27 protein-coding genes and 3 pseudogenes are annotated in these 26,482 nt (G+C 72.0%); 13 read left to right on the plus strand and 17 right to left on the minus strand.

Annotation, left to right across the window (positions count from 1 at the left end):
- The first annotated feature begins 136 nt into the window (after positions 1-136).
- The 3 genes from HEP85_RS10800 to HEP85_RS10810 all read left to right on the plus strand — a co-directional run bounded on the left by HEP85_RS10800 (position 137) and on the right by HEP85_RS10810 (position 3,204).
- Positions 137-832 carry a DUF2293 domain-containing protein gene (locus tag HEP85_RS10800; protein WP_329287087.1) on the plus strand — a complete coding sequence of 232 codons (696 nt, stop codon included), beginning with the start codon at positions 137-139 and terminating at the stop codon, positions 830-832.
- Between the two features lie 179 nt (positions 833-1,011).
- Positions 1,012-1,491: a DUF1772 domain-containing protein gene (locus HEP85_RS10805; RefSeq protein ID WP_168527594.1), complete on the plus strand. Its 480-nt coding sequence runs from the start codon at positions 1,012-1,014 to the stop codon at positions 1,489-1,491.
- Between the two features lie 225 nt (positions 1,492-1,716).
- Positions 1,717-3,204 carry a glutamate synthase subunit beta gene (locus HEP85_RS10810; protein ID WP_168527595.1) on the plus strand — a complete coding sequence of 496 codons (1,488 nt, stop codon included), beginning with the start codon at positions 1,717-1,719 and terminating at the stop codon, positions 3,202-3,204.
- A gap of 123 nt (positions 3,205-3,327) precedes the next feature.
- Here the strand turns inward: HEP85_RS10810 and HEP85_RS10815 are convergent, their stop codons facing one another.
- Positions 3,328-3,882: a carboxymuconolactone decarboxylase family protein gene (locus HEP85_RS10815; protein ID WP_369657676.1), complete on the minus strand. Its 555-nt coding sequence runs from the start codon at positions 3,880-3,882 to the stop codon at positions 3,328-3,330.
- Between the two features lie 47 nt (positions 3,883-3,929).
- Here HEP85_RS10815 and HEP85_RS10820 point away from each other — a divergent pair.
- A pseudogene (locus HEP85_RS10820) lies at positions 3,930-5,355 on the plus strand (PLP-dependent aminotransferase family protein).
- 188 nt (positions 5,356-5,543) lie between these two features.
- Here HEP85_RS10820 and HEP85_RS10825 read toward each other — a convergent pair.
- Complete coding sequence (locus tag HEP85_RS10825) at positions 5,544-5,807, minus strand: DUF397 domain-containing protein (protein ID WP_148013473.1); 264 nt, start codon at positions 5,805-5,807, stop codon at positions 5,544-5,546.
- Positions 5,808-6,668, minus strand: coding sequence for a helix-turn-helix transcriptional regulator (locus HEP85_RS10830; RefSeq protein WP_168527596.1), 861 nt, complete (start codon positions 6,666-6,668; stop codon positions 5,808-5,810).
- Between the two features lie 250 nt (positions 6,669-6,918).
- Here HEP85_RS10830 and HEP85_RS10835 point away from each other — a divergent pair, with 250 nt between their 5' ends.
- From HEP85_RS10835 to HEP85_RS10845, 3 genes are all read left to right on the plus strand, one after another.
- Positions 6,919-7,566 carry an ATP-binding protein gene (locus HEP85_RS10835; RefSeq protein WP_168527597.1) on the plus strand — a complete coding sequence of 216 codons (648 nt, stop codon included), beginning with the start codon at positions 6,919-6,921 and terminating at the stop codon, positions 7,564-7,566.
- Entirely contained in the window at positions 7,557-8,009 is a 453-nt protein-coding gene (locus tag HEP85_RS10840) for a hypothetical protein (protein ID WP_168527598.1), read from the plus strand. Before HEP85_RS10835 ends, HEP85_RS10840 begins: the two co-directional genes overlap by 10 nt.
- A gap of 551 nt (positions 8,010-8,560) precedes the next feature.
- Positions 8,561-10,423, plus strand: coding sequence for an ABC transporter ATP-binding protein (locus tag HEP85_RS10845; protein ID WP_168527599.1), 1,863 nt, complete (start codon positions 8,561-8,563; stop codon positions 10,421-10,423).
- A 14-nt stretch (positions 10,424-10,437) separates the two neighbouring features.
- On the opposite strand, the gene HEP85_RS10850 is transcribed toward HEP85_RS10845, so the two are convergent.
- The 5 genes and pseudogenes from HEP85_RS10850 to HEP85_RS10870 form a co-directional block, all read right to left on the minus strand.
- Positions 10,438-10,611: a hypothetical protein gene (locus HEP85_RS10850; protein ID WP_168524945.1), complete on the minus strand. Its 174-nt coding sequence runs from the start codon at positions 10,609-10,611 to the stop codon at positions 10,438-10,440.
- Positions 10,612-10,913: 302 nt separating this feature from the next.
- A complete protein-coding gene (locus HEP85_RS10855) occupies positions 10,914-11,600 on the minus strand; it encodes a DUF899 domain-containing protein (RefSeq protein WP_168527600.1) in 687 nt (228 codons plus the stop codon).
- Positions 11,601-11,656: 56 nt separating this feature from the next.
- A complete protein-coding gene (locus tag HEP85_RS10860; protein WP_369657677.1) occupies positions 11,657-13,561 on the minus strand; it encodes an FUSC family protein in 1,905 nt (634 codons plus the stop codon).
- A 620-nt stretch (positions 13,562-14,181) separates the two neighbouring features.
- Positions 14,182-14,913 carry a hypothetical protein gene (locus tag HEP85_RS10865; RefSeq protein ID WP_168527601.1) on the minus strand — a complete coding sequence of 244 codons (732 nt, stop codon included), beginning with the start codon at positions 14,911-14,913 and terminating at the stop codon, positions 14,182-14,184.
- A 41-nt stretch (positions 14,914-14,954) separates the two neighbouring features.
- Positions 14,955-15,056: pseudogene (locus HEP85_RS10870) on the minus strand (DUF397 domain-containing protein); the annotation flags it as partial.
- 61 nt (positions 15,057-15,117) lie between these two features.
- Here HEP85_RS10870 and HEP85_RS10875 point away from each other — a divergent pair.
- The 4 genes and pseudogenes from HEP85_RS10875 to HEP85_RS10890 form a co-directional block, all read left to right on the plus strand.
- Positions 15,118-15,285: pseudogene (locus HEP85_RS10875) on the plus strand (ATP-binding protein); the annotation flags it as partial.
- Between the two features lie 131 nt (positions 15,286-15,416).
- Positions 15,417-15,869, plus strand: coding sequence for a RidA family protein (locus tag HEP85_RS10880; protein WP_168527602.1), 453 nt, complete (start codon positions 15,417-15,419; stop codon positions 15,867-15,869).
- Positions 15,870-15,876: 7 nt separating this feature from the next.
- Entirely contained in the window at positions 15,877-16,452 is a 576-nt protein-coding gene (locus tag HEP85_RS10885) for a GNAT family N-acetyltransferase (protein WP_168527603.1), read from the plus strand.
- Positions 16,453-16,696: 244 nt separating this feature from the next.
- A complete protein-coding gene (locus HEP85_RS10890; protein ID WP_168527604.1) occupies positions 16,697-16,837 on the plus strand; it encodes a hypothetical protein in 141 nt (46 codons plus the stop codon).
- 67 nt (positions 16,838-16,904) lie between these two features.
- On the opposite strand, the gene pip is transcribed toward HEP85_RS10890, so the two are convergent.
- Both pip and HEP85_RS10900 read right to left on the minus strand, forming a co-directional pair.
- Positions 16,905-17,867, minus strand: coding sequence for a prolyl aminopeptidase (gene pip / locus HEP85_RS10895; RefSeq protein WP_168527605.1), 963 nt, complete (start codon positions 17,865-17,867; stop codon positions 16,905-16,907).
- A 9-nt stretch (positions 17,868-17,876) separates the two neighbouring features.
- The gene (locus HEP85_RS10900; protein ID WP_168527606.1) at positions 17,877-18,701 is read right to left on the minus strand and encodes a uracil-DNA glycosylase; all 825 of its coding nucleotides are present in this window, start codon (positions 18,699-18,701) and stop codon (positions 17,877-17,879) included.
- Between the two features lie 294 nt (positions 18,702-18,995).
- Between HEP85_RS10900 and HEP85_RS10905 the strand changes: the two genes are divergently transcribed.
- On the plus strand, positions 18,996-19,490 hold the full coding sequence (locus HEP85_RS10905; protein WP_168527607.1) for an RNA-binding S4 domain-containing protein: 495 nt from the start codon (positions 18,996-18,998) through the stop codon (positions 19,488-19,490).
- Positions 19,491-19,670: 180 nt separating this feature from the next.
- Here the strand turns inward: HEP85_RS10905 and HEP85_RS10910 are convergent, their stop codons facing one another.
- The 3 genes from HEP85_RS10910 to HEP85_RS10920 all read right to left on the minus strand — a co-directional run bounded on the left by HEP85_RS10910 (position 19,671) and on the right by HEP85_RS10920 (position 21,995).
- A complete protein-coding gene (locus HEP85_RS10910; protein ID WP_168527608.1) occupies positions 19,671-20,129 on the minus strand; it encodes a DoxX family protein in 459 nt (152 codons plus the stop codon).
- Between the two features lie 127 nt (positions 20,130-20,256).
- The gene (locus HEP85_RS10915) at positions 20,257-20,934 is read right to left on the minus strand and encodes a bifunctional 2-polyprenyl-6-hydroxyphenol methylase/3-demethylubiquinol 3-O-methyltransferase UbiG (protein WP_248001885.1); all 678 of its coding nucleotides are present in this window, start codon (positions 20,932-20,934) and stop codon (positions 20,257-20,259) included.
- Between the two features lie 56 nt (positions 20,935-20,990).
- A complete protein-coding gene (locus tag HEP85_RS10920) occupies positions 20,991-21,995 on the minus strand; it encodes an acyltransferase domain-containing protein (RefSeq protein WP_369657678.1) in 1,005 nt (334 codons plus the stop codon).
- Between the two features lie 100 nt (positions 21,996-22,095).
- Between HEP85_RS10920 and HEP85_RS10925 the strand changes: the two genes are divergently transcribed.
- A complete protein-coding gene (locus HEP85_RS10925; RefSeq protein WP_168527610.1) occupies positions 22,096-22,359 on the plus strand; it encodes a DUF6343 family protein in 264 nt (87 codons plus the stop codon).
- Positions 22,360-22,389: 30 nt separating this feature from the next.
- Here HEP85_RS10925 and HEP85_RS10930 read toward each other — a convergent pair whose 3' ends face one another.
- From HEP85_RS10930 to HEP85_RS10945, 4 genes are all read right to left on the minus strand, one after another.
- Positions 22,390-22,770, minus strand: a complete 381-nt coding sequence (locus HEP85_RS10930; protein WP_168527611.1) for a tetratricopeptide repeat protein — start codon at positions 22,768-22,770, stop codon at positions 22,390-22,392.
- Between the two features lie 50 nt (positions 22,771-22,820).
- Entirely contained in the window at positions 22,821-23,429 is a 609-nt protein-coding gene (gene coaE / locus HEP85_RS10935; RefSeq protein WP_168527612.1) for a dephospho-CoA kinase, read from the minus strand.
- A gap of 168 nt (positions 23,430-23,597) precedes the next feature.
- Positions 23,598-24,536: a PAC2 family protein gene (locus HEP85_RS10940; protein WP_168527613.1), complete on the minus strand. Its 939-nt coding sequence runs from the start codon at positions 24,534-24,536 to the stop codon at positions 23,598-23,600.
- A 199-nt stretch (positions 24,537-24,735) separates the two neighbouring features.
- Complete coding sequence (locus HEP85_RS10945) at positions 24,736-26,262, minus strand: FAD-dependent oxidoreductase (RefSeq protein ID WP_211118210.1); 1,527 nt, start codon at positions 26,260-26,262, stop codon at positions 24,736-24,738.
- Positions 26,263-26,482: the final 220 nt, after the last annotated feature.

The raw sequence follows: 26,482 nt of genomic DNA on the forward strand, positions 1-26,482 counted from the left end.
CCGCGCCCGGGCATCGCACTCGCGGGCCCGGGGAGGGACCGGACGGCGTGAGCGGGCCGGCCCGGGGCCGAGGGCCCGCGGGAGAGACGACGGGTCGTGGCGTGGGTCCCGGGGCGGGCCGGGGAATGAACTGCGTATGGCACCGATCGCGACTCCCGCGTCCCGCGGCGGACTTCTCGTCATCCAGCCGCTCAGGAAACGGCACTGTGCCGAGTGCCGGACCGGACCGCTGGCACTGCTGGTGCTGGAGGAGGGATCGCCGCGCTGTGTGGACTGCGTGGACCTGGGGCATCTGGTGTTCCTGCCGCGCGGCGACACCGCGCTGACGCGGAGATCGCGGGAGGGCAGCGCGCTGTCGGCGGTGGTGGTGCGGTTCAACCGGCGACAGAGCCGGTACGAGCGGCAGGGCGTGCTCGTCGAGGAGACGGCGCTCGTCCGGGCCGAGGAGTGGTGTCTGGAGGACACCGAGGCGCGGCGGCGGCGCCGTGCGCGGGACGCGCGGCGGAGGGAGGCCGAGGACCAGCGGTTCACGGACGCGTTCGGGTGGGAGATACGCCGGCTGTTCCCCGGCTGTCCGGCCGAGCGGGCACGGGAGATCGCCACGCACGCCTCGGTGCGCGGGAGCGGGCGGGTGGGGCGCAGTGCGGCGGGCCGCGCGCTGTCCGAGGGGGCGGTGGCCTCGGCGGTCCGGGCGTCCGTACGGCACGTGGACACGCCGTACGACCAGCTGCTGATGAGTGGCGTGCCGCGGCACGAGGCGCGGCGGCGGATCGCGCCCGCCGTGGAGGCACGGCTCCAGGGGTGGCGCGACGAGCTCTCGGCGGGCGCGTGACGGTGGCCTCCGCCGCGTGCGCGGCGGCGGTGACCGGCTCGTGGACGGCTCGTGGACGCTCGCGCATGTGTCCGGGCACCTCGGCCATGGTCGCGGTCGCCGCGAGGGATTTCACTGGTGGGGACAGGGGGCGCCGTGCAGGATCTTTGGCTTCGGGGAACGACGACACGGGGGTTGTCATGATCGATGGGCCGTATCTCGTGCTGACGGTGCTGGGGGTGCTCGGCTGCGGTTTGGTGGCGGGGGTGTTCTACGGGTTCTCGGCCTTCGTGATGCGGGGGCTGGCCGAGCTGCCCCCCGCACAGGGTGTGGCGGCGATGAACGCGATCAACACGTCCGCGGTCCGCCCGGCGTTCATGCTGCTGTTCGTCGGGGCGGCCGGACTGTGCGCCGTGCTCGGTGTGGTCACCTTCGTGCTGCTGCCCGAGGACGGGACGGTGGAGCTGCTGCTCGGCAGCTCTCTGTATCTGTTCGGGTCGTTCGGGGTGACGGTCGTCGCGAACGTCCCGCGCAACGACGCGCTGCTGAAGACGGACCCGGGCAGCCCGGAGGCCGCCGTGCACTGGCGCTCGTACGTGCGCGGGTGGACGAGATGGAACCACGTCCGCGCGGTCGCGTCGGCCGCCGCGGCGATCTCGTACACGCTGGCTCTCACCTGAGCACGCGGGGGCGTCGGGGCGCCCCCATCCCGAGCGGGCGTGGGCGCTCTCGCCCGGGGCGCGCGGCGGCCCCCGTCCGAGGCGCGGGCCGGTCGGCACCTGAGCGGCAGGGCCCGGGAAGGCGTCGTATCGTGGCGGGAGAGGGGTGCCGCCCGAAGGGCGTGGCCGAAGGTGACCGACGCCCGTGCGGCTCCGTGACGGTACGCGCAGGCAAGGGGGACGGCCATGGCCGATCCCAAGGGTTTCATGACCACTCCGCGCGAGGAGTACCCGCGCCGGCCCGTCGAGGAGCGGGTGCGGGACTGGAACGAGGTGTACGTCCCCGGTGCGCTGCTGCCGATCATCAGTCGTCAGGCCGACCGCTGCATGGACTGCGGAGTCCCCTTCTGTCACGAGGCCTGTCCGCTCGGCAACCTGATCCCCGAGTGGAACGACCTCGTCTCCCGCGAGGACTGGCGTGCGGCGAGCGACCGGCTGCACGCGACGAACAACTTCCCCGAGTTCACCGGACGGTTGTGCCCGGCGCCGTGCGAGGCGGGCTGTGTCCTCGCGATCAACCAGCCCGCGGTCACCATCAAGAACGTCGAGGTGGCCATCGCCGACCGTGCCTGGGCGGACGGCTTCACGCCACCGAACCCGCCGGAGCGGCTCTCCGGGCGGACGGTCGCGGTGGTCGGATCGGGGCCCACCGGGCTCGCCGCCGCCCAGCAGTTGACCCGGGCCGGTCACACCGTCGCCGTCTACGAGCGGGCCGACCGGATCGGCGGCCTGCTGCGGTACGGCATCCCCGCGTTCAAGATGGAGAAGCGCCACCTGGACCGACGCCTCGAGCAGATGCGCGCGGAGGGAACCAAGTTCCGTACCTCGACGACGATCGGACGGGACCTCACGGCATCGGAGCTGCGGACCCGCTACGACGCCGTCGTACTCGCCACGGGAGCCACCGCCTGGCGCGAACTGGACGTGTCGGGAAGGGAGTTGAGCGGCATCCATCAGGCGATGGAGTATCTGCCGTTCGCCGACCGGGTGTGCGAGGGCGATCTGGAGGTCTCGCCGCTGTCCGCGGCCGGCAAGCACGTCGTCATCGTCGGCGGCGGCGACACGGGAGCGGACTGTCTGGGGACGGCGGTGCGTGAGGGGGCGGCGTCCGTGACCCAGCTCGACATCTATCCGCAGCCTGAGGACGAGCGCGACCACGACATCGAGCCGTGGCCCACGTATCCGAAGATCTACCGGCTCTCGGCCGCTCACGAGGAGGCCCGGGACCTGGAGACGGCGCCGACGGCCCACGCGGACGCGCGGCTCTTCGCCGCGTCCACGCTCCACTTCACCGGGGACGCCCGGGGACGGGTGCGCTCGCTGCATCTGGTCGAGGTCGACGCGGGGCGCCGCCCCGTCCCGGGTTCCGGCCGGACCCTCCCGGCCGACCTCGTGCTGCTGGCCCTCGGTTTCTCGGGCCCGGACCGGCACGACGGTCTGATCGACCAGCTCGGCCTGGCCCTCGACGCGCGCGGCACGATCACCCGGGACGCCGGTTTCGCGACCAATGTTGCGCGGGTGTACGTCGCCGGGGACGCGGCCCGTGGCCAGTCCCTCATCGTGTGGGCCATCGCCGAGGGCCGCGCGGTGGCGGCCGCGGTGGACCGCGCACTGACCGGAGCCTCCAGCCTGCCGTCGCCGATCGGTCCGTACGACCGCCCCATGACGGCGTAGGCGGGTCCGTACGACCGGGGGCGGATCCGTGCGACCGGCGGCGGATCCGTGCTACCGGCGGACGACGGCGCAGGGCGCTCTCCCGGCCGCACCCGGGGTCCCACGACGGCCCCGGGCCTCCCCTCAGCGGGTGTCCGTCCCCGCGACCTTGGCCGTCGCCAGCGCGACCCGGTTCCAGGTGTTGATCGTGAGGATCAGGGCGAGGACGTGGGCCAGTTCCTGGTCGTCGAAGACCGCGGCGGCCCGCGCGTAGACGTCGTCCGGGACACCGCCGTCGGCGACCAGGGTGACCGCCTCGGTGAGGGCGAGGGCGGCACACTCCCGTTCGGTGAAGAAGTGGCGGGCCTCGCGCCACACCGGGACCATGTGCAGCCGGTCCTCGCTCTCACCGGCCTTGCGGGCATCGTTGGTGTGCATGTGGAGGCAGTACGCGCAGTGGTTGAGGTGCGAGGAGCGGATCTGGATCAGTTCGACGAGGGCGGGGTCGAGCCCCTCCCGGGCCGCCGCGTCGAAGCCGATCAGGGACCGGAAGACCTTCGGGGCGGACTTCGCGAGGTCGAGGCGGGGAGGCCCGGCGACGGCGGGCGCGGGCGCCGGTCCCGCGGGGACGCCCGCCGCACCCGCCGCACCCTCCGTGCCGGCGTTCGTGCTCGTGCCCGTGCTCGTGTTCGTCGTCATGACCATGAACCTATGGGGCGGAAAGACCAGTTGTAGGGTTCATTTCCATGGCGGAAACATGGGTCAATTCTGCGGAACGGATCGGCGCCGACCTGCACTTGGAGCTGTCCGGGCCGGGCGGACGCCGGGCCGCCCTGATCCGGGCGCTGCGCGACGCCGTGCGCGGCGGAAGGCTGGCACCGGGCACGCGGCTGCCGCCGTACCGCTCGCTCGCCGCCGACCTGGGCATGGCGCGCAACACGGTCGCCGACGCGTACGCCGAGCTCGTCGCCGAGGGCTGGCTGACCGCCCGCCAGGGCTCGGGCACCCGGGTCGCCACGCCCTTGCGGCAGTGGGGGAACACCGTGTCGCCGGGCGCCGCCGCGCGCGTACCGAAGAAGGCACCCACGCCTGCCCGGGGCCCCCGGCACGATCTGCGGCAGGGCACACCCGACGCGTCGTCGTTCCCGCGTTCCGCCTGGCTCGCCTCGTACCGCCGGGCCCTCCAGCAGGCGCCCAACGAGGCCTTCGGGCCAGGTGATCCGGCGGGGCGGCGCGAACTGCGCGAGGCCCTCGCCGAATACCTGACACGGACGCGCGGCGTACGCGCCGAGCCGGGGCGGATCGTGATCTGCTCCGGGTTCGCGCACGCTCTGCGGCTGCTGTTCCCGCAGGTCCTGCGGGCCGCTGGCCGTCGAGTCGTACGGCCTCGGTTTCCACCGCGAGTTGCTGACCGCCGCGTCCGTACGGACCGTGCCGCTGCCCCTGGACGAGGACGGCGCCCAGGTGGACGGACTGGACCGGGAGCGGGCCGTACTGCTCACACCGGCGCACCAGTTCCCGACCGGCGGCCCGCTGCATCCGGCGCGACGGGCCGCGGTGGTCGACTGGGCACGCGCCCGCGGCGGGCTGATCCTGGAGGACGACTACGACGGGGAGTTCCGCTACGACCGCAGTCCCGTCGGCGCCCTGCAGGGGATGGACCCGGAGCGGGTCGTCCACATCGGCTCGGTCAGCAAGAGCCTGTCGCCGGCGCTGCGGCTGGGCTGGATGGTCCTTCCGGAGCGGTACGTCGACGCCGTCCTCGCGGCCAAGGGCGAACGGGAGGCATGGGCGAGCGCCCTGGACCAGCTGGCGCTCGCGGACTTCCTCGCCTCCGGGTCGTACGACCGTCATGTGCGCCGTATGCGGCAGCGGTACCGGAAGCGGCGCGACCGGCTCGTCGAGGCGCTCGCCGAGCGGGCTCCGCACATCGAGGTCACCGGGATCGCGGCCGGACTGCACGCGGTGCTGAGACTGCCGCCCGGGACCGAGCGGTCGGCGGTCAAGGCCGCGACGTGGCAGGGCGTCGCGCTGGACGGACTCGCCGAGTTCCGGCACCCTCGGGCGACGACGCCCCTGCCGGACGGGCTGGTGGTGGGGTACGCGACGCCTTCGGAACACGCGTACGGGGCGGCCTTGGAGGCGTTGTGCGAGGCGCTGCCACCGGGTTGACCATCAGCCGTCACCGGGACGCCGGGACGGCCACGCCCCGCACCCTCACAATTCCGGGTGCTGCGTCACACTTCCGGGTTCTGCGGCACGCCTCCGAATTCTTCTCGTATCTCGATGAGTGGTCAATTCAGCACTGTTTTAGGGGGGTTCAACAGCATTCAACAGAGTTCATGAGGAGGGCAAGGGGGTCAGGAGAGAAGGAAGTCCGCCACCCCTTCCTTGGCCCCCTGGATGAACGCGGTCATCTCACCGGGTGTGTAGATCAGTGCGGGTCCGTCCGGGTCCGCCGACTGACGCACCGCGATCCGCCCGTCGGCGAGTTTCATCGCTTCCAGGCAGTTGCCGCCGTTGCCTCCGCTCCAGGGCTTGTGCCAGCCCTCGCTGCCGAGTTCACGGGCCGGCATTCCGTTGTAGATCCGCTCGTTGCGCATCCGCTGCTTGATGTTGTCCATTCACAACTCCTTGCGGAGATCCAGGAGGATCTCCTTCGTACGATGTGCCGTCGCGGCCTGAGCCGCCATGCGGTCCATGACCTCGAGGTGGGTCGCCACCTCGGAACGCTCGTCCAGATAGACGGCGCCGGTCAGGTATTCGCTGTAGACCATGTCCGGGAGCTCCGGCATGGCAAAGCGAAACAGTACGAAGGGCCCGTACGTGCCGGGGTGCGGCCCCGTGGAGAACGGGACGACCTGGAGCGTGACGTTGGGCAGCTTCGTGGCCTCGATCAGCTTGTCGACCTGGGCGCGCATCACCTCGGGGCCGCCGACCGCGCGGAGCAGGGCCGTCTCGTCCATCACGGCCCAGATCCGGGGTGCGCCCTCGCGGGTGAGCAGATCCTGGCGTTGCATACGCAGCGCCACATGGCGCTCGATGTCCTCGGGTCTGGTCTGGCCCACGGCGCCCGACTTCATGACACCACGGGCGTACTCCTCGGTCTGCAGGATGCCGGGGACGAAGTGGGGTTCGTACGACCGGATGAGGGTGGCGGCGCCCTCCAGGCTGACGTACATCGAGAACCAGCCCGGCAGGATGTCGTGGAAGCGCTGCCACCAGCCGGGCCGGTTGGCCTCCTCGGCCAGTTGGACGAAGGCCTCGGCCTCCTCGTCGGAGATCCCGTACGACTTCAGCAGCAGCTGGAGGTACGGGATCTTGAGGGAGACCTCGGCCATCTCCATCCGGCGGACCGTGGCGGGCGCGACACGCAGGATGCGCGCGGCCTCCTCACGCTTGAGGCCCGCGCGTTCGCGCAGGTCCAGCAGGCGTCTGCCGAGGACGACCTGACCGACCGTCGGCGCGGACCGCGGTTCGCTCACGTCCCACCTCCACTGAAGTCCTGTGAGTCCTGAACGACACTGAGCCCCGAGCGACACCGCTTCCGGGCCGGACACCGAGTCCTGACAGAACGGGCGGCGCCGTCCTGGGTTTCGTCCGTCTTCTTCGACGATCCCAACTGGCGCCGCTCGGCGTGCTGTTGCCTGCAGTGTGCCACGACCCTTCTCGGAGTCACACGGCACTCTGCATTTTTCAGAGTGACACTTGCCAAGTGTCCACGGCGGGGCGATAGTGGCAAGCGTGACTCCGTCCGCGCCTTTAGGAACAGACACCGCCGAAGACCGTTCCGGTCTCCGTGCCATCGCAGGGCTGCGCTCGCGCGCGGCCCGCGGGCGCCGGTTCCGCTTCGAGCTGGCCGCACACCCGGCTTCCGTCGCTCAGGCGCGGCATCTGACGCGTGCCCGGCTCGCCGGCTGGGCCGTGTCCGACGACACCTGTGACACGGCCGTCCTCGTCGTGTCCGAGCTGGTCACCAACGCCATCCTGCACAGCGCGAGCCGGCGGGTGGTGTGCGAACTCCACGACAACGACGACCTGGTGCGGATAGCCGTACGCGACGAGGGCCGGGCTCCGGGCGAGCCGCGCCCCTCGCCGCAGCGTCCCGACGAGGAGCACGGCCGGGGCCTGCCACTCGTCGCGGCCGTGTGCCGGGCCTGGGGCGCCCAGGACACCGGGCCGGGACTGCTGGTCTGGGCGGACCTGCCGCGCTGCTCCTCGACAGGCGCCGGATCGGCCCGGTCCGACCTCGGCTGGACCGCGAAGAAGCCGGCGTCCGAAGGGCGGGGCACCGGGACGGAGTCGTCGCGGGGCACGGGGACCGAGGCATCGTGGGGCACCGGGACGGAATCGTCGTGGGCCACGGGAACCGAATGGTTGTGAGGGGTACGTCAGCCGCAGGACCCGCCGCTCAGGTCCTGGGCCTGGACACACTGGTCCGCCTGAAGCGCGCGCGGGCCGCGTCCGGAGCCCTCAGACGTCTCCCCGTACCCGAGGGAATGGCCGTGCCGCTGGGGTGCGACGCGGTGGCCGTACCCGCCTCGTTCGGTCCCCTGCTGCTGTCGCGGCTGCCCCGCGTGGGTTGTGTGTACGCCGACAGGGCGCAGTGGTGGTGGCTCGTGCCCTCCGAGTCCGATGTGGCCCTGGACTGGCCCGCGCCCGCCCACTACGCCACCGGCGCGGTCGTACCGGACGCGCCGCTCGCCCCCGGACTCATCCACAGACCGCACGGCACCCTGCCGTACACCCCGCCGATCCCGCTCTATCTGGCCCTGTGCCGGATCACGGGGACGACCCCCGTCTGGTCGCGCCCGATCAGCGTGTAGACGGCCGCGACCGGGGGCTTCCGGGCGGGTCCGAAATGCGCCGGTCGCCGCCCGCGCCCCGTTGCCGCCGTGCGTGAAGGGGCGCGTTCCTGGGGAGGGCACCGTTCGTCCGTACCCGGGGGAGGCCCACGGTGGGGAGTTCGGCAGGAGAGCCGGTGCAGAGGACGACGCACCCATCGGCGCCCGAAGCAGCGCAGGAAGCGGAACGGGAAGTGCCACCCGAATCCGCGCGGGGAGTGCCGCCCGAATCCGCACGCCGGGCACCGCCCGACTCGGCACAGGAAGCGCCACCCGACTCGGCACAGGAAGCGCCACCCGACTCGACACAGGAAGCGCCACCCGACTCGACACAGGAAGCGCCACCCGACTCGGCACAGGAACGCGCGCCGGGAACGGAGCAGGGGTCGACGCCGGAAACGGAGCACGGGGCGGCGCCGGAGACGGAGCACGGGGCGGCGCGGCGAGCGGCGCCGAAGAAGAGGCGCGACCACGGCAAGACGGCGCCCTCCGCCTCGGAACGTCTGCTCTTCGGCGGCCCCCTGCGCTACGACATGGGATGGTCCCAGCACTCCGACGCGTTCCTGGAGTTGAACTTCCGGGCGATGGTGACCCGGCTGCCGGCGCTGCTCGCCTCCAGTTTCCGGCTCGCCTGGACGGCGGACCGCCGCGCCGCCCGTATCGTGCTCGTCGCCGAGCTGGCCCGGGGTGCGGCGCAGGCGGTGAGTCTGCTGGCCGTCAACAACGTGCTGGGCAGACTGGTGACGAGCGGCCCGGTCCAGGACCGGCTGCGCGGTGCCGTACCGGCGCTGATCACGGTCGCCGTCGTGATGCTGCTCTCCGCGCTGCTGCGGGCGGCCTCCACCTACGCCACCGGACGTCTGGAACCCAAGGTGGAGCGGGTGGCGACCGAGCTCTATCTGGAACGCGCGGCGGCCGTGGAGCTGTCCGCGATCGAGGACGACGCCTTCCACAAGCTGCTGGACACCGCGCAGTACGGTGCCTCGTCGGCCCGGCGCATGATCGCGATCGCCACCCGCGTCGTGAACGCGATGATCTCCCTGACCGCGGCCGCGGGCGTGCTGACCGTGCTGCATCCCGCTCTGCTGCCGTTGCTCGTGACGATGACCCTGCCGAGTGCCTGGAGCTCCCTGACCATCGCCCGGCGCCGCTACGAGTCCTTCCACACCTGGGTGCAGCACGCGCGTGCCGGTCATCTGATCAGCAACCTGCTGACCGAGCCCGAGGCGGCTCCGGAGATCCGCGTACACGGTGTCGGCCCGTTCCTGCTGCGTCACTTCCGCTCGATGTCGGAGACCGCGGAGGCGGAACAGGCCCGGCTGGCACGCCTGTCCGCCCGTACCGGCCTGATCGCGGCGGCCTGGACGGGGCTGGCCACGGTGGCGACGTACGCGACGCTCGGCGCGCTGCTGGTCACGGGTGCGATGGCGCTCTCGGTGGCGGGGACGGCCGTGCTCGCGATCCGCACCGGCTCCGCGAGCCTCGACACCCTCGTCCTGGAGGTCAACTCCCTGCACGAGGAAGCCTTGTTCGTCGGTGACCTGCAGCGTCTGTACGTCGAGGCGGCCGAGCGCGCGATCCCGGTGGGCGGCGATCCGCTCCCCGAGGATCCGCGTGAGATCCGCTTCGAGAACGTCACGTTCACCTATCCGGGCGCGTCGACCCGGCCCGCGCTCGCGGATGTCACCCTCCGGCTGCCGTTGGGCAGGATCGTGGCGCTCGTCGGCGAGAACGGTTCGGGCAAGACGACCCTGGTGAAGCTGCTCGCGGGTCTCTACGCGCCCGAGCGGGGCCGGATCCTGTGGGACGACGTCGACGTGGTGACCGTCGACCGGCAGCAACTGGCCGGGCGCATCGCGATGGTGGCGCAGGACTTCAAGCGGTGGCCGTTCACGGCCCGCGTCAACGTCGCGGTCGGACGGGCCTCGGCCCCGCTGACCGACGAACGCGTCGCCTCGTCGGTCGCGGAGGCCGGCGCCGAGGACGTGGTCGCCGACCTGCCCCGCGGCCTGGACACGCTCCTCGCCCGGGGCTTCAGCGGCGGGCACGAGCTGTCGGGCGGGCAGTGGCAGCGGCTGGGCATCGCGCGGGCCGCGTACCGCCGCGGCCGCATCCTGATCGTGGACGAGCCGACCGCGGCCCTCGACGCCCGGGCCGAGCTGGAGGTGTTCGAGAAGATCCGGGCGCTGGCGGGCACCGGGCAGACGGTCATCCTCATCACCCACCGGCTGGCCTCGGTCCGCCACGCCGATCTTGTGCACGTACTCGAGCAGGGCCGTCTCGTGGAGTCCGGCAGCCCTGACGAACTGCTCGCCTCGGGCGGCGTCTACGCCGAGCTGTACTCGCTGCAGGCGGAGCAGTTCACCTCGAAGCTGCCCGCGCCGAAGGCGGGTTGATCCGGCGCGGAACGCTACTCGACGAGTTCCCCGCCGCGCACGACCACCAGGAACGCGTCCGACGCGAGGTCCATGACGACCTCCGCGGCCTGACCCTCCAGGCGGCACGCGTGCGCGAACTCCTCGGCGGGCCACGAACCGCGTGGTCCGCCGGCCGGAAAGCGCTCCAGCACCATTCGCCCGTTCACCCTGTACCTCCATGCAGCGCTGTACTTCAAAAGTTGAGCGACTCATAGAGTTAAACGCCAGAGGCGGGGTGAAGGGCTCGCCCAGTGACGGTACTGAGACGTAGCCGACACCAGTTCACCGCTTTGTGTGAGGGAACTCTCCTTCCACGCGCGTTTCCCGTCAGTTCTCGTACGCGACGCGATCTCGTACGCGACCCGACCGCGTACCCGGCCCGACCCTCGCACCTGGCTCGGTCCCGGCCGTCGCACCCGACTCCGTCCCGGCCGTCGCACCCGGCTCGGTCCCGGCCCTCGTACCCGGCTCAGTCCTCGTACTCGTCGTGGTACCGGATCCGCTCGCTGCCCGCCGGCGCCCCGAGCGCGGACGCCCGTCCCGCGGGCTCCTCCCACTCCTCCTGCCGTCCGAGCGCGGTGAGATCCAGCAGAGTGGTCGTGGAGCCGAGCCCGTCGAGACCGCGCTCGTACGTCGAGTACGTGTGGAACACCCGGTCGCGCTCCCGCAGGAAACAGCTGATCCCCGGCCGCTCGTAGGGCTCGTCACCCCCGAAGGACGCCTGGAAGTCGTAGTTGAAGTCGCTCTCGCCGGACGAATACCAGGGCAGCGTCCAGCCCATACGGGCCTTGAACGGCAGGATCTTCGTGTACGGCGCCCGGGAGACGGCGGCGAACTCGGTGCCGCGGGCCCGCAGATGCGCGAGATGTCCGATCTGGTCGAGGAAGGCCGAGCAGCTGCGACAGCCCGCATCCCACTCCGGGGCGAACATGAAGTGGTAGACCACGAGTTGGTCGCGCCCCGCGAAGAGGTCGAGCAGCGTCGCCTTCCCGTCGCCGCTCTCGAACACGTACTCCTTGTCGATCGTGACCATGGGCAGGCCGCGCCGCGTCGCCGCCAGCGCGTCCCGCGCGCGCGTGGCCGCCTTCTCCTTGACCAGCAGTTCCTCGCGTGCCGTGCGCCACTCCTCGCGCGAGACGATCCGCGGAAGCGTCATGTGTCCCTCCTACCGAACGGTGCCTTCGGTGTGGTGACCGGAGGCGGGGACGGAACTCATCGGCGAACCACCAAGATTTTTCTGTCCGCCTGTCGTTCGGCGAGTTCGTCGAGTTCGTCGAGGAGTTCGGCGACCCGTCCGGTGTGCCGGGTGGTGAGCCGCCCCGTGTCGTCGAGCTGTACGGCGCAGGCGGTGGTGGTGTCGACCAGCCGTTCGAGGGTGGTCGCGACCTCGTCCGTGCCGTCGGCGTGCCGGGCCAGGGCGGGCAGCTCGGCGGCGGCGACGTCGATCACGGCGCGGGCCTCGGCGAGCGAGCGGTAGGCCTCCCGGCGCAGCGCCCACCGGCCCGTCCGGTCGTCCGTCGTGCCGTCGTCCAGGACATGGGCGAGGTAGGCGTGCGCGGCCTCGGCGGCGCGGGTGAGCCGGGCCCGTACGCCTCCCCCGCGCTGCCCGAGCGCCGGCAGATGCCCGACGAGCAGCACGATCGCGCAGGCCAGCAGCGTCTCACCGATCCGGTTCCAGGAGGCCTGCGGTTCCCCTCCCACCATGACGAGGCAGAGCACGAGGACGGTGACGACGGCGGTCTGCGCGGCGAAGTGCCGGGTGGCGACGGGGATCAGGGCGCCGCACAGGGCCACCAGGGCGACCAGCCCGGCCGGCCTCGGCAGCAGCGCGGCGAGGCCGGCGAAGACGACGGCGCCCAGCACCGTCCCCGCGGCCCGGCAGATCACCCGCGAGGCGAGCGGTCCGAGATCGGGCTTGACGAGGAAGACGGCGGTGGCGGGGAGCCAGTACCAGTGGGGGTGGCTGCCGTACCAGCGGGTGTGGTGCAGGGCCTGGGCGACGGCCACGCCGGCGCCGAAGCAGACCCCGACGCGCAGTCCGTACTCCCGTCCGCCGGAGCCGAAGGCGGTACGCACGAGGGACATGGCGGTACGGCGCCGGAGGTACGGGCGCATTCCGGCACCGCTCCGGTCTCCTCGGCCGGACCCGCCGTCCCCGCCTTCTCGGCCTCCCCTGTCGAAGGTGTCGGCGGCGTGCAGCAGCGCGTCGTCGAGGGCGCGCAGGGCGGGTGCGGAGCGGGCGGGCGCGGGCAACGCGCCGGTGTGTGTGCCGGTGCGCACGGCGACGGCGAGACGCCGCGGCCCCCGCACGGCCCGCGCGGGTACCGGGTCACCCGCCCAGGCGAGGGCGGTCGCGGCCTCGGCGAGCGGCAGTGCGGCGGCGCACTGGGCGTGCAGCCGCCGCTCGGCCGCAAACCCGGCGCGGCGGCGCAGCCGGGGTCCGTCGAGCGCGTCCTGGGCGTGATCGAGTGCGGCGGTGAGCGCGACTCGGCGGCGGGGCGCGTCCGGCCCTCCGACCGCTTCGAGGAGCGCGGCGATGGCCTCGTACACGGCGCCGACGGCGTCCCGCTCTCCGTCGAACCGGTAGTCGCCGGCGGTGGCTCCGGGTGTGGGCAGGGCGAGCCGCAGCGCGAGCAGCCAGCCGGCCCCGCCGAGGAAGAGCAGCGCCCGCTGCCAGCCGGGCTCGGGCAGCGGCATGCCGGCCCCGATGGCGGAGGCGACGAGCAGCTGCGTCCCCGCGCCGCTCGCGACGGGGCCGACCGCGCTGACGGCTCCGGCGAGCAGTCCGAGCACCGTGAGAAGAAGGGTGAGCGACACCGGCCCGGCATGCTGACCCGCGTACGAACCCATGAGCAGCCCACCGGCTCCCGCGAGGGCCGGGGTGCCGAGCCGCCCGACCGCGGCCCGGCGGCTTCCCGGGCGGTCGTTGATCCCGGCGAGCATGGCGCCGAGGGCCGCGACGACTCCGGCTGAGGTACGGCCGCACAGGACGGCCACGAGCAGGAGGGGTCCGGCGGCCAGGGCACCTCGCACGACCGCGCTCCACGGCACGGGGCCCCGCTGCGTGCGCAGGGCGTGGGCGAGCCAGGGCGGTACGGCGGCGCTGAGGCGGGACACGGGGCTCCAGTCGGGCGAGGGCGGGGTGCCTTCGGGCGACATCGGCCGGGCTCTGTACGGACCAGGGTAGATCGTCCGCCCGTGCGGAAAGGGGCGCGGGCGTTTCGACGATGTGACGCTTTGCGGGAGAACGGCGTTCTTTATGAACGCAACTCCGTTCGCGGTGACGGGAAACGGATCCGGGCGCGTACCCGGGAAAGGGAAGCGGGTCCGAGGGCGTAGCCGGCCCCCGGACCCTGTGATGCCACCCATGTCGCACGCCGGCACGCTTGAGGACCCAGGTCAGTCGTTATGTCGCCGCGTCCTGCCTTTGGACCACCACGCATCGAGCTGCGCGGACCGGACTTGAACCGGCATTTCGGCGTCCCGGGGCCTGGGCCCGGTCGATCCGGCGATCGGCGGCGAATGCTGAGTCTGGAGCAAGAGTCTGAGATTGATCACGGTCTGCCTCTGCCGAATTGGGCTACCGCGGCGCGTGGGCACCGTGGAAGGTGCCGCTGGGTGCCGCGGGGAGGGCTCGAACCTCCACTGGAACCGTGCATTCACGACAAGCTTCAGGTTCAGCTTGCGCTCCTCGCGCACCCCGGCCGTGGTGCGTGGTGGCCGGGGAGATTCAGAGGCTACCCGAACAGGTAGCCGAAAACGGAGTCCCCGACGCGCTGGTCGACGACGTCCACGCCGTTCGCCTCCTCACGGGCGAACTTGACGGCCTGCTGCAACTTCTCGACCCGGTCGAGGAGTTCGTTCACGCGCCGGGCGGGCAGGGCGCCGGAGAACTTCACGGTCGTCCAGTACCCGACGGGGATGTCCTCGTAGTACACCTCGACCTGCGCGGGGTGCTTCTCGGTGGCCTCGGCCTTCACATGGTTGCGCGGGACCTTCTTCGTCCGCAGCGTGCGGACGGGCTCGGTCTTCCACGCGTCGGTGGAGGGGTCCTGCACCCAGGACTCGGAGGCGTCGAGAACCGGCAGCTTCCTGACGAAGGTGTTGATGTCGGTGAGCTGCTTCTCGAGGAACAGCAGGTAGGAGACGGGCACGTCGGCGACGAGCACCCGCCCGTCCACCTTCACGTCCGCCCGCGCCGCGCAGTTGGCCCAGTCCTTGGTGGCGGTCACATCGAACAGCCGCGTGAGCGTCCCCGCGGTGTTCCGGAGCACGTCCTCGGCCTGCACCTGCACCCGAGTGGACTCGGGCGGCAGCTGCTCGCCCTCCTCGTCCTTCGGCTGGTAGGTCCGCGAGATACCGGCCAGCAACGCGGGCTTCTGCAGCCCGTGATGGGCTGCCGTCAGGTCCTGATGGGACTTGGACTTGACGCCCTTCTCCACTGCGATGATCTGATTGAGTTTCGCCACGTCGGTGACGGTAGCAGTGACAACGCGGCCTTTTCGAAGGGTTATTCGGCGCCCGCCTGCCGGGCCCCGGCCGCGAATCCTATGAACTCGGTCCAGGCGGTGGGGGTGAGGCCCAGCGCGGGGCCGGTCCTGTGCTTCGAGTCGCGGACGTACGTGACGCCCTGCGGAGTTCGGTCTCCGCCTCACGGAGACCGGGGCGCGCTCCGGATCGAAGTCACCGACACCCGCGCCGAGAAGCTCCCGAACCGGGGAACGCCGTGCCCGGTCGGCGACTCGGGCCGCGGTCTCCTCCTCGTCGACGCCCTCGCCGACGAATGGGGTGTCGCCCCACGCCCCACCGCGCCCGGCAAGACGGTATGGGCGGAACTGCGCCTCGTCGGACGGCGCTCGTCCCCGGCCGAGAACGGTGCGGGACGGCCGGAGAAATTCGCATGCGGTTGCGACGCGTCTGCCCGCATCATCGGCAGGTCGGCCGCCCACATGAGAGATTGGCGAGAGCCCCCATGCTCCAGCGCGTCACCGTCCCCAGCCTCTTCGCACCGCCCGTCTACTCGCACGCGTCCGTCGTCGAGGCCGGAGCGAAGCTCGCCTTCCTCGCCGGGGCCGTGCCGCTCGACGCCGACGGGGAGATCGTCGGGGTGGGCGACCCCGTCCGCCAGACCGTGCAGGTGCTCGCCAATCTCGACGAGCAACTGCGGGCGGTCGGCAGCGACATGGCGCACGTCGTGTCCACCGACGTGTACGTCGTCGCCAGCGAGCCCGCGGTGCTGTCCGCGGTCTGGGCCGTCGTCGAGGCGTCCGGCCTCAGCATCGGCCCGCACGCGTCGACCCTGCTGGGGGTGGCCTGCCTCGGGTACACCGGGCAGTTGGTGGAGATCACGGCGACCGCCGTCGTGCCCGGGCCAGAGCCGGCGGCCAGGAAAGCCGTTGGGCCGGCCGACATGATTCAGGCATGATCGGCTCGTGGACACCTACTTGGAGACCGGGCGCCTGGCCCTGCGCCGTTTCACTGCCGATGACGCGGACCTGCTGATCGAGCTGGACAGCGACCCGGCGGTGATGCGCTACCTGACCGGCGGCGATCCGACGGCGCCGGAGCTCGTCCGCGAGCGCTACCTGCCGAACATCCTCGCCGGCTACGAGAAGTGGGGCGGTGACCTCGGACTGTTCGCCGCGCACGAGAAGGACGGCGGCGCGTTCATCGGCTGGTTCATCCTGCGTCCCGAGCCGGAGGGCCCGCTGGACGAAGTGGAACTCGGCTATCGGCTGCGGCAGGCGGCCTGGGGCAGGGGTTACGCCACCGAGGGCTCACGGGCCTTGCTGGGCAAGGCGTTCACGGAGCTCGGTGTGCGCACGGTCTGGGCCGAGACGATGTCCGTGAACCACGGTTCGCGCAACATCATGGAGAAGCTCGACATGACGCTCACGGACACCATCCCGACCCCCTCCGACATGGAGATGGTCGAGGGCTCCGAGCATGGAGGCGTACGGTACGAGATCACCAAGGAGCAGTGGGAACAGCAGGAGACGCCGCGCTGACACCGCGGCCCCGCCCTGGCAGGGGCCTCGCTCCGCGACCAGGGCACCCGGACCGGTCTCGCCACCGACCCTGTTCTGGGGTAAACCCCCGCCGGTGTTCGAGCACCGCCCCCTGAGCTTCGCACTGTCGTGAGGGACCGTCAGCTCGCCGGCCCCTCCTCCCCCGGCCGCCCCCAGTCCCGCCGCTTCGGCAGCGGCCGCGCGTAACCCCCCGCCATGCTCGTCGTCAGTCCCAAGGACAGAGTTGTACGAGGCCATCGCCTCCGGTGACCCGGAGCGCGCCCGCGCCCACGCCCTCACCCACGTGCGGACCAACTACCGCTCGACGGTGCGGCAGCTCTTCGGCGGCGAGGAGGTACCCCGGCGGGCGGAGGAACGGGGGTGAGCGAGGAAGTCTCCGCCGGCACAGGGGCCGTGGTGAGCGAGGGACCCGCCATGGGCGCGGAACCCGCTCAGCGGACGGCGTACTTGTCCGTCGCCGCCACCAGCGCGTCCACCACCCCGGCCGCTCCCATGGTGTGCCCCACGTCGTCCACGATGGTCAACTCGCTGTCGGGCCAGGCCTGGTGGAGCCTCCACACGACGCCCAGGAGGTTCCCGAGGTCCAGGCTGCCCTGGACGAGCGTGCCGGGGATGCCCTTCAGCAGAGGGGCGTCCCGGAGCACCACGCCCTCGTCGTTCCCCTCGCCCAGGAAGTGGTCGTTGCCGAAGTAGTGCGTGACGGTCCGCGCGAACCCCGCACGGAACTCCGCGTCCTCGTAACGCCGCACGGAGCGCGGCGGCGCCGGCTCGATCGCCGTCTCCCAGTCCGTCCAGGCCCGCGCCGCCCGTGCCCGTACCTCGGCATCCGGCGATTCGAGCAGCCGGTTGTAGGCGGCCGCGAGATTCCCCGCATGCTCGTCCTCGGGCAGTTCGGCCAGGAACCGCTCGAAGGCCTCGGGGAAGATCTTCCCGAGGCCCCGGGTCAGCAGGGCCACTTCGGGGTTCGAGCCGGTGGCCAGCCCGGTCAGCACCAGCTCGGAGACGACACCCGGACGCGTCTGCGCGTAGCGCAGCCCGAGCACCGAGCCCCAGGACACCCCCCACACCAGCCACCGTTCGATGCCCAGGTGGCGTCGCAGCAGTTCCAGGTCCCCGATCACGTGCGCGGTCGTGTTGACGCTCATGTCCGTGCCGTGGGCGCTCGCGTGCGGGGTGGAGCGTCCGCTGCCGCGCTGGTCGAGCAGCACGATCCGGTACTTGGCCGGGTCGCAGTAGCGCCGGAACCAGGGTCCGCAGCCGGATCCCGGACCGCCGTGCAGCATCAGCGCGGGCTTCCCGTCCGGGTTCCCGCAGACCTCCCAGTGGACGCGGTTGCCGTCCCCGACGTCGAGCATTCCGTGGTCGTACGGTTCGATCTCCGGATACAGGCCCATCGCGGAAGGCTAACCGTCGTACGGCCGGGTCGTCAGCCCCGCCGCCGAGGCCGCCGTGCGCAGCACCTCCCGCAGCATGGCGGGGGTCAGCCGTCCGGTGAACGTGTTCCGCTGGCTGACGTGGAAACATCCGAAGAGGTCGAGCCGCGCGGGTGACGTGAGGGTGACCCGGGTTCCGTGCGCGAACGCCGGGCGGGGGCGCGGCACCTCCCACCCCGCCTGGGCGAAGGCGGGCAGCGCGGCCTGCCAGCCGAAGGCGCCCAGGACGACGACCGCGCGGAGGGACGGCCGCAGCAGTTCCAGTTCGCGCACCAGCCAGGGCCGGCAGGTGTCCCGCTCCTCGGGGGTGGGCTTGTTGGCGGGAGGGGCGCAGCGCACCGGCGAGGTGATCCGTACGCCGTGCAGGGACAGTCCGTCGTCCGCGCTCACGGCCGTCCCCTGGGAGGCCAGTCCCACCTCGTGCAGCGCCGCGTAGAGCACGTCGCCCGAGCGGTCGCCCGTGAACATGCGGCCGGTCCGGTTGGCGCCGTGCGCGGCGGGCGCCAGACCGACGATCAGCAGGGACGCGTCGGGCGGACCGAAGCCCGGGACGGGGCGGCCCCAGTACGTCTGGTCGGCGAAGGCGGCACGTCGGGTGCGGGCCACCTCCTCACGCCACTCCACCAGCCGCGGACAGGCCCGGCACCCGGTGATCCTCCCGTCCAGTTCCGCCAGGTCCGCCAAGTCGGCCGATGCGGCGGGATCGACCGGGCCGACGGGACCTGCCGGGCCTCCGCGGCCGCCGCGACCTGTGAAACCGGTGAGATCGCCGTTGTCCGTGTGGCCTCTGTCCATGCCCCCACCGTACGACCGGCAGGTGGCGCTCCCCGCCGCCCGGGGTGGGCCCCCCGACGGAAACGCGGCCCGGCCGGGCGACGTCTTCCAAGGGCTGTCCCGTAATCCCCGGTGGATCAGCGCGCGGCGTCGGATGCGGTGCATCGCAAGGCGGAGGGTCGTCCGCATACCGGGTGTATTCGGGCGATCCGACAACGCGGCGTGGAGGTCCCCCTGCTCGAAGAGCTCGGGGGAGTGCCGTAGCTGTCGTCGTGCGCCCGGCGGGGATTAGGGGACAGCCCTTAGAGTCGGGGCATGGCTTCTGAGGGTGCGGACGTCGAACGGGACGACGAGAAGAAGAACGCGGACGACGGCGTAACGGCTTCCGGTGACACGGTGGCCGCCGCCGTGGCCGCGCGTCCGGCGGGCGGCGAGAGCGTCCGCGTCGACAGCTGGATCTGGTCCGTGCGTCTGGTCAAGACCCGCTCGATGGGCGCGACCGCGTGCCGGGGCGGTCATGTCCGGGTGAACGGCGAGCGCGTCAAGCCCGCGTACGCGGTACGCGTGGGCGACGAGGTCCGCCTGCGGCACGGCGGCCGGGAGCGGATCGTCGTGGTGAAGCGCGTGATCCGCAAGCGGGTCGGACCGCCCGTCGCGGCCGAGTGCTACGTGGACAACAGTCCGCCGCCGCCACCGCGCGAGGCCGTCGCCCCGGCGGGTGTCCGCGACCGGGGCGCGGGGCGCCCGACCAAGCGCGACCGTCGCGAGCTGGAACGCCTCCGGGGTCTCGGCGGTCCCGAGGCGCCCTGACACCCGGACGTCAAGGGTCCCGGCCCCCTGGCGAGCGGGACCCGTTCCCGCAACGGCCTCCGGCCACTCGCGACCGAGCGCCGGTCGCCGGTCGCCGGTCGCACGAGTGCCCCCTCCCCGTCCCTCACGTCGTCGAGGGCTCCCCGTCGCGGCCGGGGAGCCCTCCACGACGTACAGCGGTCACGCCCGTCGTCGCACCAGCCGGACCAGATCGGCGTTGTGACTCCTGCGTGCCCACGCGATCAGCGCGAGCGGCAGGATCAGGATGAGCGGGGTCGCCACGTACGGTCCGTGCAGCACAGTGACGTTCACGATGAAGGCGCCGACCATCAGCGCGCTGAGCGCCACCGCCGCCACCGAGGACAGCAGCGGGATCAACAGGGCGACGCCACCCGCGAGTTCGAGCGAGCCGATGAGGTACATGCCCGTGCTGCCCCAGCCGAGCTTGTCGAAGGACTCGGCCGCCGACGGGTGCGCGATGAGCTTGGGCAGGGCGCTCGCGAACACGTAGAAGAGACCGAGCACGATCTGCAGGGCGCCCAGCGGAATCCGCGCGCCCCGGCCGCGGAGGACGCGGGAGTGCGACGGGTCGGCGGAGGTGGACGCGGCCGGGGTGGCGGGGACGGTGGTCTCGGACATGAGGTCTCCTGTGCGAAGCGGTACGCGGTGCTGTCACAGGGATAGACCGGGCGGGTGTCCGGAACTCATCGCCGTGGAGCGGGACCGATCGGCCCACCGGCTCCGCCACCCCGGAGAGGGCGGAGCCTCAGGCCCGCACCGCCCGTACCCACACGCCGTCCTCCGTCAGATACCGCTCCACCCGGAGCCCCGCCTCCCCCAACGCCTCCTCGAACCGCTCCCGCGTCAGCGGTCTGGACCGGAACGTCTGCGTCCACGTGGTGTCCGGGAACACGTACTCCGCGTGCACCGAGTTCACCCCGCCGCCCAACGGCTCGGCCGACACGATCCGTACGGTGTACCCGGCGGGGTCGACGCGCTCGCGGGGCACGTTCTTGTGCCAGTCCTCTCCCTCGCGCTGGATCAGCACGCTTCCGCCCTCCGCCACATGGCGTGCGCACACCTCCAGCATCGCTCGCCGCACTCCGGTGTCCGCGGTGTGCACCAGGAACGACGCGAGTATCACCACGTCGAAGGTCTCGCCCAGATCCAGGTCCTCGATCGGGCCGCATATCGTGCGCGCCCCGCGGACCCGCTCCAGCATCTCGGCCGACTCGTCCACCGCCGTGACGGTGAACCCGCGCTCCAGGAGCGGATGGGTCATGCGGCCCACCCCGCTGCCCAGCTCCAGGATGTGTGCTCCCACGGGCGCCGCCGCGGCGATGATGTCCGGCTCCTCCCCGACGGACAGACGCGCGTACAACTCGACCGCGCAGCCGTCCGGTGTGATCGCTCCGGGTCCGGTCCCCTTGTGTCCTTCACGCATTTCCCTGCTCATACCCGTCCAACGGGCAGCCCTCATCGCCTCGTTCCTGCGTCCCGTCATTCGTTCGAGGGAGTTTGCAGCGCGAACCAGCCGTGCCCGACGTACCAGTGCCCGCCGCCCCGCAGGTGGTCCCCCACCGCCCGCTCCACGGCGCTCCGCCCCGGCAGGTCCCCGGTAAGCAGCTCGGGATCGCCGAAGACGAACCCGACCGGCACCCCGTCGTCCGGGGTCGTCTCCTGGTACGCGACGCGGAAACGTTCCTGGAAGCGCATGATGTTCGAGTCCGCCGGCAGGTACCGCCCGAGCTGCGGGTCCAGCAGCCAGGAGTGGCACTCCGCCACCTCGTAGCGCTCGTCGGGGTAGTGCCGGGCGAAGAACTCCCGCGCCAGGGCGAGCGAGCGCTCGCAGGCGGCGGGCGACAGCGGTCCGCGGAAGTCGGCTATGTGCACGCTCAGGCAGGGATCGCCCGGTCCGGAGCCGAGGCCCGCCGCCGCGACGGCACGGCCGGTGCGCCGGCCGAGCCGGGCCCGCTGGAACTGCAGCCGGCCCAGCTGGAACACCTCACCGTGGAAGTGCAGGGCGATCCACCAGGGGAACAGCAGACCCGGTGTGCCGAGCCGTCTGCGGTGCACCGCCACCTGCCGGCCGAGGTCGGCGAGGGTGCGCCGGGACACGTCGTCGGGGATGCCGCGACCGCGGTGGTAGGCGCGGACGTACGGGAGCGCGGCGACGAAGACGTACAGGTGGAAGCAGCGCCCGAGGGACCCCGTCGAAGCGGGGAACGCGGGCGGCTCCCATCCCTTTCCGATCTCCCCCATGTCCCGTACGAAGCGGGCGACGCACCGCGTGAGCAGCGTCATCGCCTCCGGGTCCGCGGCGAGCCGGGAGCGCAGTGCGACGAGCTCGTTGACGTGTTCGTGGGCCACGGACAGGTCGAGCAGGATGTCCGCCAGCCCGTCCGCGTCCGGAAGCACCGCCTCCGTCCGGGGCTCGGCCTCGCTCTCCAGGTCCCTCAGCCACTCGGCGAGCCTCGCGTCCGCCCGCAGCGCCTCCAGCAGCACTGTCGCCTCCCCCGTCGGTCCGGCCTTCGTCCCTTTGGTGAACGTGCACGACGAGAGTACGTTTTCCAGTAGGAATGGTGGCCCGGGAACGGTGATCCCCATGCGTACAGGCAGTGAACCGACGACAGCGCGCAGTGCCCTGCGGATGCGCTTCTGGCTGACTGCGTGGGGCCTGGTCTGGGCGATCTTCGGAACGACCGCGTTCGCGCTGGCCGGACGGCCCGGGTGGGCCGCCGCCTGCGGCGTGCTGTGGCTCGTGGCCACCGTGGACATGACCGTGATCCTGTGGCACATCCATCAGGGCCCGCACTACCAGCCGAGCCGGGACATCCCGCCGTACCGGCCGCCGGAGCACCGCCAGTAGGCCCGCCCGCCACCCGCGGGTGGCGGCGGTCTAGGAGTCGAAGCGCGCGGCTTCCAGGTACTGCGGATTCGGATCGAGCGCCGCCGCCAGTCTGAAGTGCCGCTTGGCCTGCTCGGGGCGGAGCTGGCGCTCATAGGTACGGGCGAGCGCGAAGTGCGCGAACGCGTTGTCCGGCTCGCGCTCCAGCACGATCGTGAACTCCAGCTCCGCGGGGCGCAGTTGCGCGGCGGCGAAGAAGGCACGCGCGCGCAGCAGGCGGGCCGCCGTGTTCTCCGGATGCGCGGCGATCACCGGGTCGAGCAGCTTCACCGCGCCCCGCGGGTCGCGCGCGGCGAGCAGATGCTCGGCGGCACGGAAATCGATGACATGCGTCTCCGGAGTACGTCCGGTCGGTCCGCTGGTCTCGGGCACGGCTCAGTCCTTCCCTCACTTCACGGGTTCAACGCCCCCGCCGAGGGCTGCTATTCCTCGCGAGCGTGCGCCCGGCGCACGAGATCCGCCCATACCTCCCCCACGCGCCGCTCGAGCTGCTCCAGGGGTACGTCGTTGTCGATGACGACGTCGGCGATCGCGAGGCGCTGTTCGCGGGTGGCCTGGGCGGCCATGCGGGCGCGGGCGTCCCCCTCGGTCATGCCGCGCAGCCGCACCAGCCGGTCGAGCTGGGTCCCGGGGGCCGCGTCCACGACGATCACGAGGTCGTACAGCGCCGCGAGGGAGTTCTCGGCGAGGAGGGGGACGTCGTGGACGACCACGGAGTCGGGCGCGGCGGCGCTCTCCAGGGCGCGGGAGCGAGCCCCCACCAGGGGGTGCACGATCGAGTTCAGGACCGCGAGTTTCCCGGGGTCGGCGAAGACGATCGAGCCCAGTCCGGGGCGGTCCAGGCTGCCGTCCGGTGCGAGCACCTCCGTACCGAAGGCCTCGACGACGGCCGCGAGCCCGGGAGTTCCGGGTTCGACCACCTCCCGCGCGATGCGGTCCGCGTCGACCAGTACCGCGCCGTGCTCGACGAGGAGTCGCGACACCTCGCTCTTGCCGGCGCCGATACCGCCGGTCAGGCCCACCTTCAACATGCCAAAAGCCTAGGGCCTGCCCCCGGCACGCACCGGCGCGGCCCCCACGCGCCGAGGCCGCCCCTGGCCGGGCGCGGTGCCGGGGCCCGGCTCGGTGCCGGGCCGTGTCTGGCCCTTCCCACCGGGCGGGCGCGGCCCGCCGATCCGGTGCGAAGGGTCGGACACGGCCTACGAGTCGCCTTCGCGCTCCGCGAGGAAGCGCTCGAACTCCAGCCCGATCTCGTCCGCCGACGGGATCTCCACCGGCTCCGCGAGCATGTTGCCCCGCGTCTCCGAGCCCGCCGCGGCGTCGTACTGGTGCTCAAGACCCTGGACGAGGGAGACGAGTTCCTCGTCGCCCTCCTGGATCTGCCGGTCGATCTCCGTCTGGGTGCGGTGCGCCTCGTTGCGCAGCGAGTGCGCGATACCGGGGAGCACCAGGCCCGTGGCGCCCGTGATGGCCTCCAGGACGGTCAGTGCGGCGTCCGGGTACGGGGAGCGGGCGATGTAGTGCGGAACGTGCGCGGCGACACCCAGCACGTCGTGTCCGGCCTCCATGAGGCGGTACTCCACGAGGGCCTCGGCGCTGCCGGGGACCTGTGCCTCGTCGAAGGGGCTGCGGTGGCCGGGCACCAGGTCGGTGCGGTTGCCGTGCGGCGTGAGGCCCACGGGGCGGGTGTGCGGAACGCCCATGGGGATGCCGTGGAAGTTCACCGCCAGCCGGACGCCGAGCCGCTCCACGATCTGCTCGACGGCCGCGGCGAAACGCTCCCACTCGACGTCCGGCTCGGGGCCGGACAGCAGCAGGAAGGGCGCGCCCGTGGCGTCCTGGACGAGCCGCACGTCGAGCGCGGGCTCTTCGTAGTCGGTCCACCGGTCGCGCTTGAAGGTCAGCAGTGGGCGGCGTGCCCGGTAGTCCACCAGCCGGTCGTGGTCGAACCGGGCCACGACCTGGTGGGGCAGCGAGTCGAGCAGCCGGTCGACGATCTGGTCGCCCGTTTCACCCGCGTCGATGTATCCGTCGAAGTGGTAGAGCATGACCAGTCCGGCCGACTCCTGGGCGAGCGCCATGTCCACCACGGCCAGGCCCTTCGGCTCCCATGCGTACAAACCCTGCGGATCAAGCACTGTGACCGCTCCTCCTCGTGTTCCTAGTCCACAACGTGGTGCGGAGCACGGGCATTCCCGCCCCGCGCTCCGCACCGCTGTCTCGTCGCTTCTTCCCGTCCGCCACGAGCGGCCGGGTGCTCCGCGGTGACGGGACGGCGGGCGGGAGCCACGGGCACAGCGCACGCGTGTCACGAGGACGGCACGCGCGCGTGGAGCGTTACGACGAGAGCACGCGCGCGTGGAGCGAGGTGACGGCGTTGCGGGCGGAGGTGAAGGCGCCGTGCTGCCAGGCGTCGGTGTAGCTGAGCCAGTCGCCGGCGAAGTAGACGCGTCCGGTGGGCCGGTTCAGGGGCGCGTAGCGGGGGTCGTCGGGTCCGCCGGGGGTGTCGTGCCAGGCGGCTTCCAGGTGGGGTGTCTGGCGCCAGTGGTGGGAGAAGGACGAGTCGAGCTCGGTGCGGTACTTATCGCCGTAGATCTTCACGCCCGCGGCCACCGCGCGCTTCTCGCGGTCCTTGGGGCTGAGCCTGGCGTACGAGTCCGCGTCGGAACCGTAGTTGTAGTAGCCGATCATGACGCCGCGCCGGCCGTTGTAGCCGTAGGAGGGGTGCCAGATGTGGGTGACGTCCTGGTCGGTCTCGGTGATGCCGCCGTAGATGCGGTGGTCGAGCTCCCACCAGCGGGAGCGGTATTCGAGGCCGATCTTGCCCGCGGACTGCGGGGTGATCGCCTCCAGGGCGCTCTGGACGCCGGAGCCGAGGTTGTGCGGGACCTTGGCGAGGATGTTGGGCGGCAGGGCGCCGACGCAGAAGTCGGCGTCGACGGATCTGGTGCGCCCTCCCTGGGTGTACGTGACGGTGACGCCGTGCCCCTTGTCGGTGATCCGGGTGACGGCGGCTCCGGTGCGGACACGGTGGGATCCGATGGCCCGGGTGAGGGCCTTCGGTATCCGGTCCATGCCGCCGACCGGCTGGAACATCAGCATGGCCTGGTCGAATTCGAACTCGAAGGAGAAGTAGCGGCCGACGCCGCTGGCGAAGACCTCGGAGGCGGTGGGTACGTCGCCGAGGAGCACGCCCGGGGTTCCGGCGGCGGCGGGGACGGTGGTGTAGCCGCGGCGCGGTCCGCCCTCGTAGGTGAGCCTGTCGCCGAGTTCACCGAAGTCCTTGAGGAATTCGACGAGCCGGTCCTGGTCGGTGGCGGTCAGCTCCTTGTCGAGCGCGCCCTTGTCGGTGGCCTTGGCGAGCAGTTCGCCGACGTAGCCGTACACGTCGGCCTTCGCGGTGCGGTGGCGCACCGGCTTGGTCATACCGGACGACTCGTTGTACAGGTACGCGTCCGCGTTCGTGTTCGTGAACACCTCGACGGGGACGCCCAGTTCGCGGCAGTAGTCGAGGGTGACCATCCACTGCGGGATGCGGGCCGGTCCGGCGTTCATGTACTGGCCGTCGCCGAACCGTGCCGTCTGGGTGTTGCCGTACAGGTCGGTGGTCGTGTCCCCGCCGCGCACGGTGAAGTTACGGCCGCCGGTGCGGTCCCTGGCCTCCAGGACCGTACAGTCGTAGCCCGCCTTGCCGAGCTCGTACGCGCAGGCGAGTCCGGCGATGCCCCCGCCTACGATCACGACCTTCGCGGCACCTCTCCCGGTGAGCGTGAAATCCCCCGACTTCGGTGCGCGGTAAGGCTGTTCACGCTGGGCGGCCTGCGCGGTGGGCGCGAGGCCGAGGGCTCCCATGGTGGCGAACATCGCGCCCGCACCGCCGGTCAGACCGACGGTGCGCAAGAACGCGCGCCGGCTCGACGCACTCGATCGCTCCTGTGCTGCCATGCCTTCGGCTCCCCTCTCGATCTTGAATGACCCGGGGATCCTGGCAACGGCCGGTTACAGCGCTGCGGTTACTCGTGTATCCGCCCTGTTTCCCTCCCCGCACACCGGCCTGGTACGGACCTTGACGCGGACCCATGAC

The sequence above is a fragment of the Streptomyces sp. RPA4-2 genome, from assembly GCF_012273515.2.
Lineage (GTDB): Bacteria > Actinomycetota > Actinomycetes > Streptomycetales > Streptomycetaceae > Streptomyces > Streptomyces kaempferi.